This is a genomic window from Novosphingobium sp. Gsoil 351, assembly GCF_009707465.1.
Taxonomy (GTDB): domain Bacteria; phylum Pseudomonadota; class Alphaproteobacteria; order Sphingomonadales; family Sphingomonadaceae; genus Novosphingobium.
Genome location: NZ_CP046120.1, coordinates 1506209 through 1522441, shown reverse-complemented (window position 1 = coordinate 1522441; position 16233 = coordinate 1506209). Strand labels below are relative to the sequence as shown.

Sequence of the window (16233 nt, the reverse complement as noted above, 5' to 3'; positions counted from 1 at the left end):
CGGCGCCCTGCGCAAGCCGCGCATATCCCGGGGGCGTAAATCACCAGCAATGGCCGAGTTCGAAGATCGCCACTGGACGAGCGAGGACGGCCTGCGGCTGCATTATCGCGACTACGCGGGGCCGGGCGCCGGGCGGCAAGACAAGGCTCCGGTCATTTGCCTTCCCGGCCTGACCCGCAACGCCCGCGATTTCGAGTTGCTGGCGGAGCGGCTGGCCAAGCGCCGCCGAGTGTTGTGCCTCGACCTGCGCGGGCGTGGCGACAGCGCCTATGCCAAGGACCCGGCGACTTACACCCCGCCGACGTATGTGACCGATCTTGAGGCATTGCTCGATCAGGCGGGCATCGCCCGGTTCGTCGCGGTGGGAACCTCGCTCGGCGGGCTGGTCACGATGCTGTTGGCGGGCGCCCGGCCCGATCGCCTTACCGGGGCCGTGTTCAACGATGTCGGTCCCGAGGTGTCGAGTGTGGGGATCGCGCGGATCGGCGGCTATGTCGGGCAGGGGCGCAGCTTCGAGACCTGGATGCATGCCGCGCGCGCGCTGGAGGAAGGCCAGGGCGAGATGTTCCCCGGCTTCGACATCGCCGACTGGCTGACGCTTGCCAAGCGGGCGATGACCTTGGGTTCGAACGGCAGGATCGTGTTCGACTACGACATGAAGATCGCCGAGCCGTTTGCCACGCCCTCCAACGCTGCGCCACCCGACCTGTGGCCCTGCTGGCGGGCGCTGGGCGGGCGTCCGGTGCTTGTCTTGCGCGGAGAGCTGTCCGACATTCTCGCCCCCGAAACCGCGGCCCGGATGATCGCCGAACTGCCAGAGGCCGAGCTCGTCACGCTGCCCCGGGTGGGGCACGCCCCGACGCTCGATGAGCCCGAGGCGGTCGCGGGAATCGAGCGATTGCTCGACCGGGCGGAGTAGTGGCCGATCCATCGCGCGGCCGCCCGCTGCGCCTGCTCCACGTCCTTTCCAGCTTCGATCCCGGCGGGAAGGAATTGCGGACCGTCCAGCTGATCAACCGCTTCGGCAAGGGCGTGATGCATACGATCGTCTCGGCCGTGCCCGGCGCGACCGGGGCGATGCGCCATGTCGCACGGGGCATCCCCGTGCTCGCGATCAACCTCCCCGGGCTTAGCGGCAAGCCCGGTCCGCTCAAGCTGCGCGCGCTGGCGAATGCGATGAAGCCCTACGACCTGATCCTGACCTACAACTGGGGAGCGATGAATGCGGTTCTTGCGCATTCGGCGTTCGGCCCGTCGCTTGGGCTCGCCGGGCTGATCCACCACGAGGACGGGTTCAACGCCGACGAGGCCGATGGGCTGATGGCGACACGCAACGCCTACCGCATCCTGGCGCTGTCGCGGGCGCAGGCGCTGGTCGTACCCTCGACGATCCTCCGCAACATCGCGCTCGAGACCTGGCGCCAGCCGCTTTCCAAGGTCCACCTGATCCCCAACGGGGTCGCCACCGCGCGGTTTACCGCAAAGCCCAAGCGCGACGCGCTGCCACGCCTGATCAAGCGACCGGGGGAGCGGTGGTTGGGAACCTTCGCGGGCCTGCGCGCGGTCAAGAATTTGCCGAGGCTGGTCCGCGCCTTTGCCGGCCTGGCCGAGCCGTGGCACCTGGTCATCGCGGGCGAGGGGCCGGAGAGCGCCGCGATCCTCGCCGAGGCGGAGCGCTGCCAGGTCGCCGACCGGGTCCACCTGACCGGGTTTATCGCCGATCCCGCCAGCCTGATCGGACTGTTCGATCTCTACGCGCTCTCGTCCGACAGCGAGCAGGCGCCGATGTCGGTGATCGAGGCGATGGCCGCGGGGCTGCCGGTTGCGAGCCCCGCGGTGGGCGACATCGCGGCGATGGTCGGCGAGGGCAACCGGCCCTACATCACCCCTCCCGGCGATGAAGCCGCGCTCGCCGCCGCGCTGCGCGTACTGGCCGAAGCACCGCGCCTGCGCGCGGCGATCGGCACGGAAAACCGCGCCAGGGCCCGCGCCGAATTCGACGAGGACCGGATGGTTTCGCGCCACGCCGCGCTCTATGCGCGGGTGATGGGGCGCGATCGGTTTCCGTGATCCGGACCGCGCTTCACCGATGGTTCACGCGACTGTGCCGAAGAACATTGAATTGATGCCGCCTTTGGCTAAACAGCGCCGCTGACAAGCCTTACCCCCCGACCCACTGACGGAACTTCCGATTTGGCCCTCCGCCCCGCCGACAACACTTCGCCCGCCCCCGACAAGAAGGCGCTCGCCCAGCAGGACGTGTTCATGCGCGAGGTCGACGAGGCGCTGCGCGAGGACCAGCTCAAGACCGCGATGACCCGCTACGGCGTGGTCGCGGGGATCGCGGTCGTCGCGCTGCTGGCCGCGCTCGGCGGCTGGCTGTGGTGGCGCGAGCACCAGCAGGCGGTTGCGGGCGAGCTGGGTGAGAAATACACTGTCGCGCTCGATCAGGTCGAGGCCGGGCGGCTCGGTCCGGCTAAGAGCGCGCTCCAGCCGCTGACCAGCGAAGGCCCCGCCGGGGCGCGTGCCGCGGCGCTGCTGATGCAGGCGGGGATCGCCGCCGAAGAGGGGCGCAGGGCCGAGGCCGCCAAGATTTACGCCCAGGTCGCCACCGGCAGCGACATGCCGCAACCGTACCGCGATCTCGCTACGATCCGCGACGTCGCGATCAACTTCGACGGGCTGCCGCCCGAAACCGTGATCGCCCGGCTCAAGCCCCTCGCCGTCCCCGGCAACCCGTGGTTCGGCAGTGCCGGCGAACTGGTCGCGGCGGCCTATCTCAAGCAAGGCAAGAACGATCTCGCCGGGCCGCTGTTCGCGCAGATCGCCAAGGACCCCACGGTGCCCGAAACGCTGCGCACCCGCACCCGCCAGATGTCTGGCCTGCTTGGGGTCGATGCGATCGTCGATGTCGACAAGGCACTGGTCAACTCCCCGGTGGGGGGTGCGGCGCCCGCGCCGGCACAATGAGCCCGATGAGGATTTCCCGATGAATCGTACCTTTCGCAGCAGTCCTGGCGCTCGCCGCTTGCTGGCCGCGCCCCTCGTCGTGCTGCTGGCGGTTTCGGTCGCGTCCTGCGGGATAGTGGGCGGCAACAAGAAGCCCAAGACCACGCCCACGCTGGGCAACCGCATGCCGGTGCTCAGCCGGATCGAGAGCGGGGCCAAGGTCGACCCTTCGCTGGCGGCCGTCGCCGTGGTCCTGCCGCCTGCCGAGACGAACACCGAATGGGGCCAGCCGGGCGGCAACGCCGGTAAGAGCTATGGCAATCTCGCCCTGTCCGCGAGCCCGACCAAGGCCTGGAGCGCGAGCATCGCCGGGTCCAAGCCGAGCCAGCGGCTCGCCGCGGCGCCGGTCATCGGCGGCGGGCAGCTGTTCGCGTTCGACACCGCCGGCGCGGTCCATGCGTTCGACGCCAACACCGGCGCCGAGAAGTGGAGCGTCAAGCTGCGCATGGAGGAGAACAACTCCTCGGTGTTCGGCGGCGGGGTCAGCTTTGCCGACAACCGCGTCTACGTGACCACCGGGCTGGGCGAAGTCGCCGCGCTCGATGCCACCAACGGCAGCCAGATCTGGCGGGTCAAGCCCGCGGGTCCGCTGCGGGGATCGCCCACGATCGCGTTCGACGCGATCTATGTGATGACCCAGGACAACCAGATCTTCGCGCTCAATGCCGCCGACGGCAAGCCGCTGTGGAACGAGGGCGGGGCGCAGGCCTCTGCCGGGGTCTTCGGCGTGGCGGCACCCGCCGCCGGGCAAGGGACGGTGATCGCCGGCTACAGTTCGGGCGAGTTGACGGCCTATCGTTATGAGAACGGCCGCCAACTTTGGACCGACGCGCTGGCGCGGACCAGCATCGCGACCTCGGTCGCGACGCTGACCGATATCGACGCCGATCCGATCATCGACCGCGGCCGGGTCTATGCGCTGGGTCAGGGCGGGCGCATGGCCGCCTACGAACTGGTCACCGGCCAGCGCATCTGGGAGCTCAACCTTGCGGGCATCTCGACCCCGGCGATCGCGGGGGAATGGATCTTCGTGCTGACCGACGATTCGCGGCTGCTGTGCCTGGCGCGCGCCAGCGGCAAGGTCCGCTGGATCGCCCAGCTCCAGCAGTACAAGAACGCGGACAAGAAGAAGGGCGAGTTCTACTGGACCGGCCCGGTCCTCGCCGGCGACCGGTTGTGGGTCGCCAACATGCGCGGCGACGTCGTCTCGATCAACGCCGCCGACGGCACGATGACCCCGTTCACCAAGCTGAGCGATCCGGTCAGCCTGGCGCCGGTGGTGGCCAACAACATGCTGTATATTCTCGACGACAGCGGCAGGATCACGGCGTTTCGGTGAGATGATCCTCCCCCTGTGGGGGGAGGTGCCGGAGCGAAGCGGAGGCGGAGGGGTGTCCCCGCCAGCGTCGGCACCCCTCCGTCAGCCCAAGAGGGCTGACACCTCCCCTTGCAGGGGAGGATCGCCCCCGGTGTTACCGCGCCTTTAACCCTCCCCCGCTAAACCCGCGCGCCTATGAGCGCATCCGATCCCCGGCCCGCCAGCGACGTTTCGGCGGGCGTCGGCCTCGCCGGGTTGGCCGGGCTTTGCGTGTGGATCGTCGTCTGCCGCGAGTGGGCGAGCGTCGCCGATTTGCTGAACATCCCGGGACCGCGCACGCCGCTCTCCGGGCCCTATGCCGCGCTCGCCGCGGTGCTGTTCTCAGCGCTGCCGATGGTCGCGTGGTCGCTGCTGATCGAAAAGGTCCACCGCCGCGCATCGACCGGGATCGACTGGAGTCGCCCGCGAGCCCTTTCCGCGGCGATGGAAACCGCGATCACCAAGCTGGCCGGGCTGTGGGCCGCCTGGGGGCTGATCGCCGCGCTCTACTTCCTCGCGCGGTGGTACTGGCAGGGGCAATACCTGTTCGCGATGGAAGTGCTGAGCGCCGCCGCGCCGCTGCTGCTGGCCGGTTCGCTGCTCTACGTTCCGTGGCTCGACCGGGTGCTGGTTAACCCGCGCGACGGCGCGTGGCACTTCGGCGCGATGCTGATCGGGCGCGAGGCTTACGACCCCGCTCATGTCCGCCACCACTTGCGCGGCTGGGCGGTGAAAGGCTTCTTCACCGCGTTCATGATCTCGATCCTGCCGCCCGGCTTCGCGCTGGTCGTGCAAGCCGATTTCGCCGCGATCCTCGGCGATCCGGTGCAACTGGCGACGCTGTTGATGGAAGCGATGTTCGTCGTCGACGTGCAGATCGCGATGGTCGGCTATCTGCTGACATGCAAGCCGCTCGACGCCCACATCCGCTCCGCCAACCCGCATCTCGACGGCTGGCTGGCGGCGCTGATCTGCTACCCGCCGTTCATCCTGATGGGGCAGGGCGGCCCCCTCGACTACCACCCCGCCAGCGCCGACTGGGCCGTCTGGCTGGGCGCGCACCCCACACTGCTTTGGACCTGGGGGGCTGCGCTGGTGACACTGACCGCGATCTACGCCTGGGCGACCGTCGCGTTCGGCCTGCGCTTCAGCAACCTGACCTACCGCGGCGTGCTGACCAACGGGCCGTACGCGTTCACCCGCCACCCTGCGTACCTCAGCAAGAACGCCTTCTGGTGGCTCTCGACGCTGCCCTTCCTGACCACCGGAACCACCGCCGACGCGATCCGCAACACCGCGATCCTCGCCCTCGTCAGCGCCGTCTACTGGTGGCGCGCCAAGACCGAGGAAAGGCACTTGGCGGCGGAGGACGCGAAGTATCGCGAATACTGGGCGTGGATGGCGCGCAATGCGGTGGTGACGCGCGCCATCGAGCGGTTGCGGGTATTGTCGACACGGCGCGCGCGGACACTTCAGCCCGCGGAGTAACACTTAGATCGGCAAACCCTCATCCGCCTCGAACACCCGCAAATCGCGTCCGGTCAGCCCCAACCCGCCCATCACGCCGCGCCATTCGGCCATGTGCGGGGTGGCGAAGTGTTCGGTGAGGGCGGCGCGGTCTTTCCACTGCTCGGCGACGTGCATCGTCGCGGGGTCGAGCAAGTCCTGGGCATAGGCATAGGCGACGCAGCCCGGCTCGGCGCGGCTGGCGGCGACCATCCTGGCCATCGCCGGCTTGGCGGCCTCGAGCTTGGCGGGGTCCAGTTTGACCGTGCCCATCACGATGACCATCAGAAGCTCTCCTCGTAAATCCGCGACAGATTGCCCCGCCATTCGGTATCGTACAACCGCAGCAGGCGTTCGGCGGGGGTCTCTCCGCGCGCGACGATCTCATCGAGCGGCCACAGGAACCCGGTCTCGTTATCTCCGCTCTCGTTGAGCCGTCCCCGGGCCGCCAGCCCGCCGCGCGCGATCTCCAGCGCCTCCTTGGCGACATCCAGCAGCACTTGTCCGCCCGGTACCGGTGCCTTCAGCCCCAGCTTCGGCACGGCATTGCGCAACGCCTCGCGTTCTTCCATCGACCAGTGCTTGACCAGGTCCCATGCCGCGTCGAGTGCGGTCTGGTCGTAGAGCAGTCCGACCCACAGCGCAGGCAGCGCGCAGATCCGGTTCCACGGGCCGCCGTCGGCGCCGCGCATTTCGAGGAAGCTCTTGAGCCGGACCTCGGGGAACGCGGTCGAAAGGTGATCGACCCAGTCGCTCGCCAGCGGCAGTTCGCCGGGCAGCGCGGGCAGTTCGCCCTTCATGAAGTCGCGGAACGATTGCCCCGCGGCGTCGATGTATTTGCCGTCGCGGAACACGAAGTACATCGGCACGTCGAGCATGTAATCGACGTAGCGATCATAGCCGAACCCGTCCTCGAACACGAACGGCAGCATCCCGGTGCGCTGCGGGTCGGTGTCCGACCAGATGTGGCTGCGATAGCTGAGGTAGCCGTTGGGCTTGCCTTCGAGGAACGGCGAATTGGCGAACAGCGCGGTCGCCAGCGGCTGGAGCGCGAGGCCGACGCGGAACTTCTGCGCCATGTCCGCCTCGCTCGCGTAGTCGAGATTGACCTGGATCGTGCAGGTCCGCAGCATCATGTCGAGCCCCATGGTGCCGACGCGCGGCATGTGGCGCAGCATGATTTCATAGCGGCCCTTGGGCATGATTGGCAGCTCGGCGCGGGTCTTGTCGGGCCACAGCCCGAGGCCGAGGAAGCTCTTGCCGGTGCGCTCGCCGATCGCCTTCACCTGCTGGAGGTGCCGCCCGGTCTCGGCGCAAGTCTGGTGGAGGTTGTCGAGGATATCGCCCGACAGCTCGAGCTGACCCGCGGGTTCGAGGCTGACCGTGCCGTCGGCACCGGCCATCGCGATGACTTTGCCGTTTTCCTCGATGGGCTTCCACCCGAATTCGGTCAGCGCCAGCAACAGGTCGCGAATGCCACCGGGTTCGTCGTAGCTCGGGGCATGGTGGTCGGCTTCGTCGAACACGAACTTCTCATGTTCGGTGCCGATCTTCCACGCGGAAGCAGGCTTCTCGCCCTTGATCATCGGCGCGATCAGCTGGTCGCGGCTCTCGATCACAGGATCGTTGCGATTTGAAACCGTTCTCGTGCTCATGGCCCGCGATTAAGTGAGCACCGATTGTTGCGCCAGCATTAATTCGCCGCCCAATCGCCCGCCAACGTCATCCACGCTGCGACCCCCGCGATAGCGGCGGTTTCGCCACGCAGGATGCGTGGGCCGAGCGAAATCGGGACGGCCTGGGGCACGGCGCGGATCGCCGCGCGCTCGGCGTCGTCGAAGCCGCCTTCGGGGCCGATTAGCAGCGCGGCAGGGCCGCTATTGGCGGCAAAGGCTGCGGCAGCGGGAGTTCCGCCCAGTTCATCGGCGAAGAACAGCGTGCGCTCGGCGGGCCACTCGCGCAGAAACCCGTCGAGCTTCATCGGCGCGGCCAGCTCGGGCAAGGCGGTGCGCGCACACTGCTCGGCCGCCTCGACCACGATCGCGCGGGCGCGTTCGGGGTTGAGCTTGTCGGCGACGCAACGCCGGGTCACCAGCGGACGGATCGCGCGAACGCCCAGTTCGGTCGCCTTTTCCAGCACCAGATCGAACCGGTCCTTCTTGAGCAGGGCCGGGCATAGCCAGAAGTCTGGCACTTGCTCGCGCGGGCGAAGGCGGGTTTCGACGGTGAGGGTGACGTCGCGTTTGCCCGCGGCGATCACCCGCGCCGCCCATTCGCCGGTGGCGTCGTCGCACAGCATCACCGCATCGCCCGGCGCGACGCGCATCACCTTGCCGAGGTAGTGCGCAGGCGGGCCGTCCAGCGTCACCGCCGCGCCCTCGGCCAGCGTTTCGGCAACAAATAACCGCGGCGCGCTGCGCGGGGGCCAGGCGGGAGTGGCGGGCACGATCGCGTGCTGTCCTACAGGGTCGGTTTGTGCCAAGGAAGGGCCATGCAGTCGCGCCCGGTTCGATCGCCGCACCTTTTCGCAGCGACCGTCCGCCCCCTCTTTTTTTAGCCCAGAACAGTGGTCCAAGTGGGCCATGGGTCTGGCCGATCAGAGGCCGCATGCGGTGACCGACGACGCGATCGTCCCCGATTCGCAGCACCGCGGCCTCGTCGCACGGTTGCCGGAGAGCCTGCGCGGCTATGCCCAGCTCGCCCGCTTCGATCGTCCGATCGGCTGGTGGCTGCTGTTCTGGCCGGGCGTGTGGGCGGTGCTGCTGGCGGGCGGGGGAGATCGCTGGGGCCTGATCGCCTGGCTGCTGGTGGGCGCGATCGCAATGCGGGGGGCGGGCTGCGTCTATAACGACATCGTCGACCGCGATCTCGACAAGCAGGTCGCGCGCACCGCGGTGCGCCCCGTGGCGAGCGGGGCGATCGGCCTCAAGGCGGCGTGGGTCTGGCTGCTGGCGCTGTGCCTGGCCGGGCTGATCGTGTTGCTCCAGTTGCGCTGGCAGGCGCAACTCGTCGCGCTGGCCAGCCTGTTGCCCGTCGCCGCCTACCCCTACATGAAGCGCATCACCTGGTGGCCGCAGGCGTGGCTGGGAATCGTGTTCAGCTGGGCGGCATTGGTCGGCTGGGTCGAGGTTCGCGGCGATCACCTCGCCGTCCTCGCCGCGCTCTACGCAGGGTGCATCGCCTGGGTCATCGGCTACGACACGATCTACGCGCTGCAGGACCGCGAGGACGATGCCCTGATCGGCATCCGCAGCAGCGCGCTGCGGATGGGCGCGCATGTGCGTGGCGGGGTGGGCGCGTTCTATGCCGCCGCGGTCGCGCTGTGGGCGCTGGCCATCTGGTTGCTGCGCGGCGACCCGATCGCCATGCTCGCGCTGTTACCCATGGCCGGGCACCTCGGTTGGCAGGTGATGGCGCTGGAACTGGAGCAGGGCGAGGATGCGCTCGCCAAGTTCCGCAGCAACCGGTTTGCCGGGGTGCTGTTCGCGGCGGGATGCTTCGTTGTCGGCAACACCGGTGGGTGAGGGGGCAGCCGCAAAGCACGCCCAGGTCCGGGTCGGTTCAAGCATAGCTGACCACCTCGAACTCGATCCCGTCCCAGTCGAAGAAGTAGAACCGGCGGCCGGGCTCGTAGTCGGCGTGGCTGAACGGCTCGAGACCGTGGGAAACCACCACCGCCTCGGCGGCGTCGAGATCGTCGACCTCGATCCCGATGTGGTTGAGCGGCGCGCCCTTGGCGTAAGGCCCGCCGCGGCCTTCGTTGGTGTAGATCGCGAGATAGGCTTCGGGCGTCCCGACGTGGATCGTCCACCCCCCCAATTGCGACGGCCCGCGCCAGCGCTCGTGCCAGCCGCACAGCTTTTCGAACAGCGCGGCGGAGCGGTCGGGATCGGATACGGTGATGTTGGCGTGTTCGAGGCGGGCTGCGGGCATGGCGAGATTTCCTGTCCAAGTCGTTGATTCACGGTGCCGGAACGTCAAAGGCGAATCATTCGGCTTGCCCCTTGTGCAACCTCAAGCTAACTTGAGGTCAAATAAAAAAGAGGTTGGGTGTGGATAGGAACGATCTGGTCAGCATCGGCACTTTGGCGAGGCGCACCGGCGTCGCGGTCTCGGCCATCCGCTACTATGAAGAGCGGCGGCTGCTCACTTCGCTGCGCACCGGCGGCAACCAGCGGCGCTTCCTGCGCTCCGACATCCGCCGGATCAGCTTTATCCTGATCGCCCAGAAGCTCGGGCTGGGCCTCGCCGAGATCGAGGCCGAACTCGCCACACTCCCCCAGGGCCGCACCCCGACGCTGACCGACTGGCAACGCATCAGCCGCTCGATGCGCGCCCAGCTCGACGCCAAGATCCAGTTGTTGACGCGGACCAAGCAGAAGCTCGACCAGTGCATCGGCTGTGGGTGCCTGAGCTTGCAGCGCTGCCAGCTCTACAACAAGGACGACCGCGCCGCCGGGGGCGGGACCGGGCCGAGGTATGTGCTGGATTAGATCCTGGCTGCGCCATTCGATCCATCGCTGACGCCTTGTGCGTAAGCCGGCCGTGTCTCTATTCTGGGATCGGGTACGCGGCCCTCATTTCACTCCGCCGCCAGCAGTTCCACCGCCCCGCCAAGGTCCACACTGACGAGCCGGCTCACCCCCTGCTCGATCATCGTCACCCCGAACAGGCGGTGCATCCGGCTCATGGTCACGGCGTTGTGGGTGACGATCAGGTAGCGGGTGTCGGTTTCGCCGACCATCGCGTCGAGGAGGTCGCAGAAGCGTTCGATGTTGGCGTCGTCGAGCGGCGCGTCGACCTCGTCGAGCACGCAGATCGGGGCGGGGTTGGTGAGGAACAGCGCGAAGATCAGCGCGATCGCGGTCAGCGCCTGCTCGCCGCCCGAGAGCAGCGTCAGCGATTGCAACCGTTTGCCCGGCGGCTGGGCGAAGATCTCGAGCCCGGCTTCGAGCGGATCGTCCGAATCGACCAGCGCGAGGTGCGCCTGGCCGCCGTCGAACAGCCGGGTGAACAGGCGGCGGAAGTGACCGTCGACCGCCTCGAACGCGGCACGCAGGCGCTCGCGACCCTCGCGGTTGAGACTGCCGATCGAGCCGCGCAACCGGTTCACCGCCTCGGCCAGTTCGGCCTGCTCGGCGGCGCTTTGGCCGTGGCGCGCCTCCGCCTCGGCAAGCTCGTCGGCCGCGACGAGGTTGACCGGGCCGAGTCGCTCGCGGTCGGCGACGAGGCGGTCCATTGCAGCGGATTCCTCGCCCGCGTCCGCAATCGCGGCGGCGTCGAATTCGAACTGCTTGACGAGCAACGGCGGCGGGCACTGGAACCGCTCGCCCGAAATCCGGGCCATCTCCTCGCGCCGCGCCTGGCTATTTTCCGCCCGCGCCGCCGCGCCTGCGCGCGCCTCGCGCGCCCCGGCGAGCGTTTCGGCGAGCGCTTCGAGCGCCGCGCCCGCCGACTTGGCGACCGCCTCGCGCTCGGCCAGCGCAGCTTCGGCGGCGGCGAGCTCGGAGCCGAGCCGTTCGCGGGTTTCCTCGCCGCCCTCGATCTCGCGCAGCAGGCCGGCGGGCTTGGCGGCGATCACCGCACGTTCCTCGGCCAAATCCTCGCGGCGGCGGGCCATCTCGGCGATGCGCCGCTCGGCATCCCCGGCGCGGGTTTCCCAGCCGCGGATGTCGGCGCGCAGCGTGGCGCGGCGCTCGCGCGCTGCCGAAAGACCCTGGTCGAGGCTGGCCAGCGCGGCGAGCGCGGCCTGCAATGCTTGGCGGTTGGCCTCGTGGCGTGACCGGGCGCGGTCGACCCCCCCGCGGCCCTCGGCGGGATCGGGCAGCGCCGCGCGCCGGGCTTCAGCCTCGGCCAGCTCGCTTCGCGCCTGCTCCTGCTGCTCGTCGAGATCGGCGCGCGCGGCGTCGAGTTCGCGGCGGCGGGCGGCGAGCCGGTCGCGCGCGGCCTCGGCCTGATCGACCGCGCGCAGCGCCTGGCGCTCGGCCTCGGCGGACCGGGACAGCGCCTGTTCGGCGGCGGCGAGGTCCGCTTGGTGCGCGGTGACCGCCTGCCCCGCTGCCGCAAAAGCTTGCTCGGCCGCGTCGCGCGCGGCGATCCTGGCGGGCAGCGCGGCCTCCAGGGTCGCGAGGCGGTTGGCGGCTTCGAGTTCGGCGGCTTCGGCGGCGCCTTCGCCGCGCGCCACCAGACCATCCCAGCGGCGCAGCGCGCCGGCGGTGGTGACTAGCCATTCGCCTGGCGCAAGCACGCGGCCATCGTCGGTCTCGGCGAACCGAACCAGCGCGAGGCGCGCGGCGAGTTCGGGCGGAGCGGTGACGTGATGGGCAAGGCTGTCAGCCAGCGGAGCGGGCGCCTCGGCCCCCGTCCAGAACCGCCCGTCCGCATCCCCGGGTGCCGCGCCCAGCGCCGCCTTGGCCTCGCGCCCGAGCACCGCGGCGAGCGCGCGTTCGAAGCCGGGCGCGGCCTTGACCGCCTCGATCGCAGTGCGCCCGGTGGCCTTGCGCGCGCGGGCGTCACGGTCACGGGCGAGCGCCTGCGCCTCGCGTTCGATCCCTGCCAGTTCCGCGCGCGCCTCGGCCAGCGCATCGCCAGCTGCATCGCGGGCGGCGACCAGTGCGGTACGGCCTTCGGCCAGGTTCGCACGGCCTCTCTGTGCATCCGCCAAGGCCGATTGCGCGGCTAGGTGAGCCGCCTGCGCTTGCACCACTCCGGCCTCGGGATCCCCTGCGGAATCGAGCTCCGCCGCCTGCGCCTCCCGCCGGCGGATTTCGTCGTCGAGCCGCGCCAGCCGGGCCCGCGCGCTGGCGATGGCGGCTTCGGCGACGCGCCAGTCGGCGTCGACGCCGGCCTGCTCGGCGACCGCCTGGGCGAGCGCGAGTTCGGCGGCGCGCGCGGCGCGTTCGGCTTCGTCTTGCGCGGCGGTGGCGGCGGGGCGCCGGGCCTCCTCGGCATTCACCGCGGCCTCGGCTTCCTCGGCCTCGCGCGTCAGTCGACCCAGCGCGGCGGCGGCATCGCCGGTCAGCCGCCCGGCATCCCCGGCATCAGCATCGAGCCGTTCGAGCTGGCGGTCGAGATCGGCCAGCCGCTGCTCGGCGGCTTCGAGCTGGGTCGAGAGCGCCGCCATCCGCGCGCCGTGGGCGCTGGCGTCCTGGCGGCGGTCGAACAGCTCGTCGCGGGCTTCGGCGAGCGCGGCGGCGGCGGCGTGCTGGGTGTCTTGTGCTTCCTTGCTGGCGTGCTGGGCCTCACTCACCGCGGCCTCCGCGGCCCGCGCCTCGACCAGCGCCGCCTCGGCGGCGGCGGCGGCATCGCGCCAGCGCGCGTAGACCAGCCGGGCCTCGGCCAGACGGATCTTTTGCGACAGCGCCGTGTAGCGCTCGGCCGCGCGCGCCTGGCGGCGGAGCCCCGCGATTTGGCCCTCGAGTCCCGAAAGCAGATCGACGATTCGGGCGAGATTGGTCTCGGTCGCGCGCAGTTTCTGCTCGGCGTCGCGGCGACGGACGTGCAAGCCCGCGATCCCCGCCGCTTCCTCCAGCATCATCCGCCGTTCGGCGGGCTTGGCCGCGATCACCGCGGCGATTCGCCCCTGGCTGACCAGCGCGGGCGAGTGCGCCCCGGTCGCCGCGTCGGCGAAGACCAGCGCGACGTCCTTTTGCCGCACGTCGCGGCCGTTGACGCGATAGGCCGAACCCGCCCCGCGCTCGATCCGGCGCGAGACCTCGATCTCGGCGTCCTCGTCGTTCGCGGCGCCGAAGCCCTCGGGCACCCCGCGCGCGGTCAGCACCACTTCGGCGAAGTCGCGCGCCGGGCGTTGCGCGGTCCCGGCGAAGATGACGTCCTCCATCCCGCCGCCGCGCATCGACTTGGGCGAGCTTTCGCCCATCACCCAGCGGATCGCCTCGAGCAGGTTGGACTTGCCGCAGCCGTTGGGGCCGACAACCCCGGTCAGCCCGGGTTCGATGCGCAGTTCTGACGGCTCGACGAAGCTCTTGAAGCCCGACAGGCGGAGCTTCTCGAAGCGCATCGGGCTATCCCGCGTTCCCGCGAGGCCTCAGCGGGCCCCGGCGGTCTGGAGCATCGGCTCGAGCGTTTCCCAGGTCGCGGTATTGAGGTTCTTGCCGTTGAGATAGAACGTCGGAGTGCCGCTCACCTGGTACTTCTCGTTGGCGGCTTGCGTCTGGTTGGACAGCGTGGTCGCCTTTTTCACGTCGGCGAGGCAGGCGGCGGCCTGGTCGGTGGCGATCCCGCGCTCGGCGAAGAACTTGTCCATCCCCGCCAGCCCGGCGATCGCCGCAAAGCGCTGGTTGGGCGGCAGGTTGCCCGCGGCCTGGAGCTTGGCGTCACCCGCGGTCTGGAGGTTGGTGAACATGTTCGGCTGCCACGCCCAGAACTGCTCGGACAGCGGGATGACCGATTCAGGCGCGCCGCAGGTCGCGAGCATCGCCGCCGGGATATCCAGCGCGTTGAGCATGAACAGGCGCAGCTCGAAGCTCACGCGCCCGCTGGCGACGTAGTCGTCGCGCATCTTGGCGAAGCTTTTCTCGGCGAACTCGGCGCAGTGCGAGCAGCTCAGCGCGCCGAACTCGATCAGCTTGATCGGGGCATTGGGGTTGCCCATCAGATAGCCGCCTTCGGGAGTTACCGAGACCGTATCGGCCCAGGCTTTGCCTGCGGGCGGAGCGATCTTGGCGATCGGGGTCGAGCTGGCGGCGGGGGCGTCTGCCGCGCCGTCGGTGGACTTGCCGCAAGCGGACACACCGAGGGCGAGGGCGGCGAGCGTGGCGACGGCGGCGCGAAAGTGCATGCGGTTGTCCTGTCGGATGGAAGCGTTGACTTGGGGACTAGGCCAAATCGCGGGATTCTTGAAGAGCGGCGTGTCCGCGCGGGGCGGCCCATCCACAGTTTGCAATTTCCTCTCCCCTTGCGGGAGAGGATAGCGCACCTTCTTGCGCAAGGTCCTGGCGCAGCTTGGTGGGGGGCGAGGTCTGGCGCTGAGCCGCCCCCTCGCCAACTGCGCCTAGATCGCTTCGCTCCCAAGGCTGCGTATCCTCTCCCGCGAGGGGAGAGGAGCGTCCGACTTCACTCCGCTCGCAACCGCGCATCGAGCTGCGGCCTCAACACGTCCCAGCTATACGTTCCCGCCAACACTATCCCGTCGATCGCGAACATTGGGGTGCCGGTGATAAACAGTTTGTCGTGGGCTTCGTCGGTCGAGGCTGCGAGGCGGCGGGCGAGCGGTTCGTCGGCAAGGCACTTGTCGACCTGGATGGCGGTGTAGCCGCGCGATTGCATCATCTCGTAGAACCCGAAATCCTTGGCGATGGCGCGGGTGCGCTGGGCGAACGAGCCGCTGCTCCAGCGCGCCTGCTGCGTCGGGCTGGGGTGGACCATCGGCTGGATCCACTTGTCCTGCCGGCGCAGGAACAGCGCGTGGTTGCCGAAGAACTTGGCTGACGGGCCGCAGTTGGTCAGCAACGCCACGGTCAGATCGACCGGATCGCGCACGAAGTTGCGGACCTCAATCGAACCCTTGCCGCCCGCGACGAACAGCAGCCGCAACTGGGCGTCGGCCTGCTCCTCGAAATGGGCGCAGTGCGGGCAGGTATAGCTGATGAACTGGGTCAGCTTGACCTTGGCCGCGGGGTTGCCGAGCAGGTGGGTGCCCTGCGGGGTGAGCGCGACGGTCGTGTTCCAGTCCTGCCGAGTGGCCGGCTTGGTCTGGGCCACTGCCGCTCCGGCCAAGAGAGCCATCGCGAAGCCGATGACCTTTACTTCAATTCGCATCGTCGTCCCCATCCTTGCCCGCCGCGGTGCCCAGACTGCGGGCCAGCGATTCCAAAACCGTGCGCAGCTCTGGATCGCCGATGTCGCGCAAGCTTTCGCCCAGTTCGAACGGGATCGGCTTGAGCGACGGCGGCGCGGCGCGGCTGGCGCCCGCCACAGCAGGCGGCGGCTGAACCTCGCCTTGCCGAAGCTTGACCTTGGCCACCGCGGCATAGCCGAAAAAGCGGTTAACCCGCTCGACGATCTCGGGGATCGAATGCTGGATTTGCGGCGCAAAGGCGGGCTTGACCACCAACTGCAAAATCCCGTCCCGCTTCTCGCCGATCGGGAAGCGGATCGATCTCGGGGGCGCAGGCGCGAGCGTGGCGCGGCCCGACAATCTCGGGCCAGCGGGTGACCACGCTCGACTGGACGAAGCCGAACTTGCGGAACGCGGTGCGCCCGATCTCGGGCATGAGGTCGGCGATCGCCTTGGCCGCGCCCCGCGCGGGCGCTCATAGGGTTTGGCGGCGGGCTTCGCGCCGGGCTTCGGTTTGGGGGAGGGCGGGGCGCGTTCCATCGTCGCCGCGCCCATGCCATAG

Annotated in this window: 14 protein-coding genes and 1 pseudogene; 7 read left to right on the top strand and 8 right to left on the bottom strand. The window is 69.4% G+C overall.

Features of this window, described 5'->3' with window-relative positions; translation table 11 throughout:
- Positions 1-49 precede the first annotated feature (49 nt).
- From GKE62_RS07245 to GKE62_RS07225, 5 genes are all read left to right on the top strand, one after another.
- A complete protein-coding gene (locus GKE62_RS07245) occupies positions 50-919 on the top strand; it encodes an alpha/beta fold hydrolase (protein ID WP_154691665.1) in 870 nt (289 codons plus the stop codon).
- Positions 919-2070, top strand: a complete 1152-nt coding sequence (locus tag GKE62_RS07240; protein WP_230206978.1) for a glycosyltransferase family 4 protein — start codon at positions 919-921, stop codon at positions 2068-2070. The genes GKE62_RS07245 and GKE62_RS07240 overlap by 1 nt, the downstream gene beginning before the upstream one ends.
- A 123-nt stretch (positions 2071-2193) precedes the next feature.
- On the top strand, positions 2194-2970 hold the full coding sequence (locus GKE62_RS07235; protein WP_230206977.1) for a tetratricopeptide repeat protein: 777 nt from the start codon (positions 2194-2196) through the stop codon (positions 2968-2970).
- A 19-nt stretch (positions 2971-2989) separates the two neighbouring features.
- On the top strand, positions 2990-4348 hold the full coding sequence (locus tag GKE62_RS07230) for a PQQ-binding-like beta-propeller repeat protein (protein WP_154691664.1): 1359 nt from the start codon (positions 2990-2992) through the stop codon (positions 4346-4348).
- Positions 4349-4522: 174 nt separating this feature from the next.
- A complete protein-coding gene (locus tag GKE62_RS07225) occupies positions 4523-5854 on the top strand; it encodes an isoprenylcysteine carboxylmethyltransferase family protein (RefSeq protein ID WP_154691663.1) in 1332 nt (443 codons plus the stop codon).
- 3 nt (positions 5855-5857) lie between these two features.
- Here GKE62_RS07225 and GKE62_RS07220 read toward each other — a convergent pair whose 3' ends face one another.
- The 3 genes from GKE62_RS07220 to GKE62_RS07210 are packed head-to-tail and all read right to left on the bottom strand — an operon-like array spanning position 5858 to position 8318.
- Positions 5858-6157 (bottom strand): putative quinol monooxygenase, encoded by a 300-nt coding sequence (locus GKE62_RS07220; protein ID WP_154691662.1) that lies wholly within the window; start codon positions 6155-6157, stop codon positions 5858-5860.
- Positions 6157-7527, bottom strand: coding sequence for a glutamate--cysteine ligase (locus GKE62_RS07215; RefSeq protein WP_154691661.1), 1371 nt, complete (start codon positions 7525-7527; stop codon positions 6157-6159). Before GKE62_RS07215 ends, GKE62_RS07220 begins: the two co-directional genes overlap by 1 nt.
- Positions 7528-7565: 38 nt before the next feature.
- Positions 7566-8318 carry a 16S rRNA (uracil(1498)-N(3))-methyltransferase gene (locus GKE62_RS07210; protein WP_154691660.1) on the bottom strand — a complete coding sequence of 251 codons (753 nt, stop codon included), beginning with the start codon at positions 8316-8318 and terminating at the stop codon, positions 7566-7568.
- 136 nt (positions 8319-8454) lie between these two features.
- On the opposite strand from GKE62_RS07210, the gene ubiA reads away from it, so the two are divergent.
- Positions 8455-9396 carry a 4-hydroxybenzoate octaprenyltransferase gene (gene ubiA, locus GKE62_RS07205; RefSeq protein ID WP_154691659.1) on the top strand — a complete coding sequence of 314 codons (942 nt, stop codon included), beginning with the start codon at positions 8455-8457 and terminating at the stop codon, positions 9394-9396.
- Between the two features lie 37 nt (positions 9397-9433).
- Here ubiA and GKE62_RS07200 read toward each other — a convergent pair whose 3' ends face one another.
- Complete coding sequence (locus GKE62_RS07200; RefSeq protein WP_154691658.1) at positions 9434-9805, bottom strand: VOC family protein; 372 nt, start codon at positions 9803-9805, stop codon at positions 9434-9436.
- 119 nt (positions 9806-9924) lie between these two features.
- Here GKE62_RS07200 and soxR point away from each other — a divergent pair, with 119 nt between their 5' ends.
- The gene (soxR, locus tag GKE62_RS07195) at positions 9925-10365 is read left to right on the top strand and encodes a redox-sensitive transcriptional activator SoxR (RefSeq protein WP_154691657.1); all 441 of its coding nucleotides are present in this window, start codon (positions 9925-9927) and stop codon (positions 10363-10365) included.
- Between the two features lie 89 nt (positions 10366-10454).
- On the opposite strand, the gene GKE62_RS07190 is transcribed toward soxR, so the two are convergent.
- From GKE62_RS07190 to GKE62_RS07175, 4 genes and pseudogenes are all read right to left on the bottom strand, one after another.
- Positions 10455-13892: a chromosome segregation SMC family protein gene (locus GKE62_RS07190; RefSeq protein ID WP_154691656.1), complete on the bottom strand. Its 3438-nt coding sequence runs from the start codon at positions 13890-13892 to the stop codon at positions 10455-10457.
- Between the two features lie 27 nt (positions 13893-13919).
- Positions 13920-14672 (bottom strand): thioredoxin domain-containing protein, encoded by a 753-nt coding sequence (locus GKE62_RS07185; protein ID WP_154691655.1) that lies wholly within the window; start codon positions 14670-14672, stop codon positions 13920-13922.
- Between the two features lie 275 nt (positions 14673-14947).
- A complete protein-coding gene (locus GKE62_RS07180; RefSeq protein WP_195908650.1) occupies positions 14948-15652 on the bottom strand; it encodes a thioredoxin domain-containing protein in 705 nt (234 codons plus the stop codon).
- Positions 15642-16211 (bottom strand): annotated as a pseudogene (locus GKE62_RS07175) (DUF721 domain-containing protein). Before GKE62_RS07175 ends, GKE62_RS07180 begins: the two are co-directional and overlap by 11 nt.
- Positions 16212-16233: the final 22 nt, after the last annotated feature.

Coding starts and splice junctions, on each gene's coding strand:
- GKE62_RS07245 (WP_154691665.1), top strand. CDS start 50: ATGGCCGAGTTCGAAGATCGCCACTGGACGAGCGAGGACGGCCTGCGG.
- GKE62_RS07185 (WP_154691655.1), bottom strand. CDS start 14,672: ATGCACTTTCGCGCCGCCGTCGCCACGCTCGCCGCCCTCGCCCTCGGT.
- GKE62_RS07190 (WP_154691656.1), bottom strand. CDS start 13,892: ATGCGCTTCGAGAAGCTCCGCCTGTCGGGCTTCAAGAGCTTCGTCGAG.
- GKE62_RS07200 (WP_154691658.1), bottom strand. CDS start 9,805: ATGCCCGCAGCCCGCCTCGAACACGCCAACATCACCGTATCCGATCCC.
- GKE62_RS07225 (WP_154691663.1), top strand. CDS start 4,523: ATGAGCGCATCCGATCCCCGGCCCGCCAGCGACGTTTCGGCGGGCGTC.
- ubiA (WP_154691659.1), top strand. CDS start 8,455: ATGGGTCTGGCCGATCAGAGGCCGCATGCGGTGACCGACGACGCGATC.
- GKE62_RS07215 (WP_154691661.1), bottom strand. CDS start 7,527: ATGAGCACGAGAACGGTTTCAAATCGCAACGATCCTGTGATCGAGAGC.
- GKE62_RS07220 (WP_154691662.1), bottom strand. CDS start 6,157: ATGGTCATCGTGATGGGCACGGTCAAACTGGACCCCGCCAAGCTCGAG.
- GKE62_RS07180 (WP_195908650.1), bottom strand. CDS start 15,652: ATGCGAATTGAAGTAAAGGTCATCGGCTTCGCGATGGCTCTCTTGGCC.
- GKE62_RS07230 (WP_154691664.1), top strand. CDS start 2,990: ATGAATCGTACCTTTCGCAGCAGTCCTGGCGCTCGCCGCTTGCTGGCC.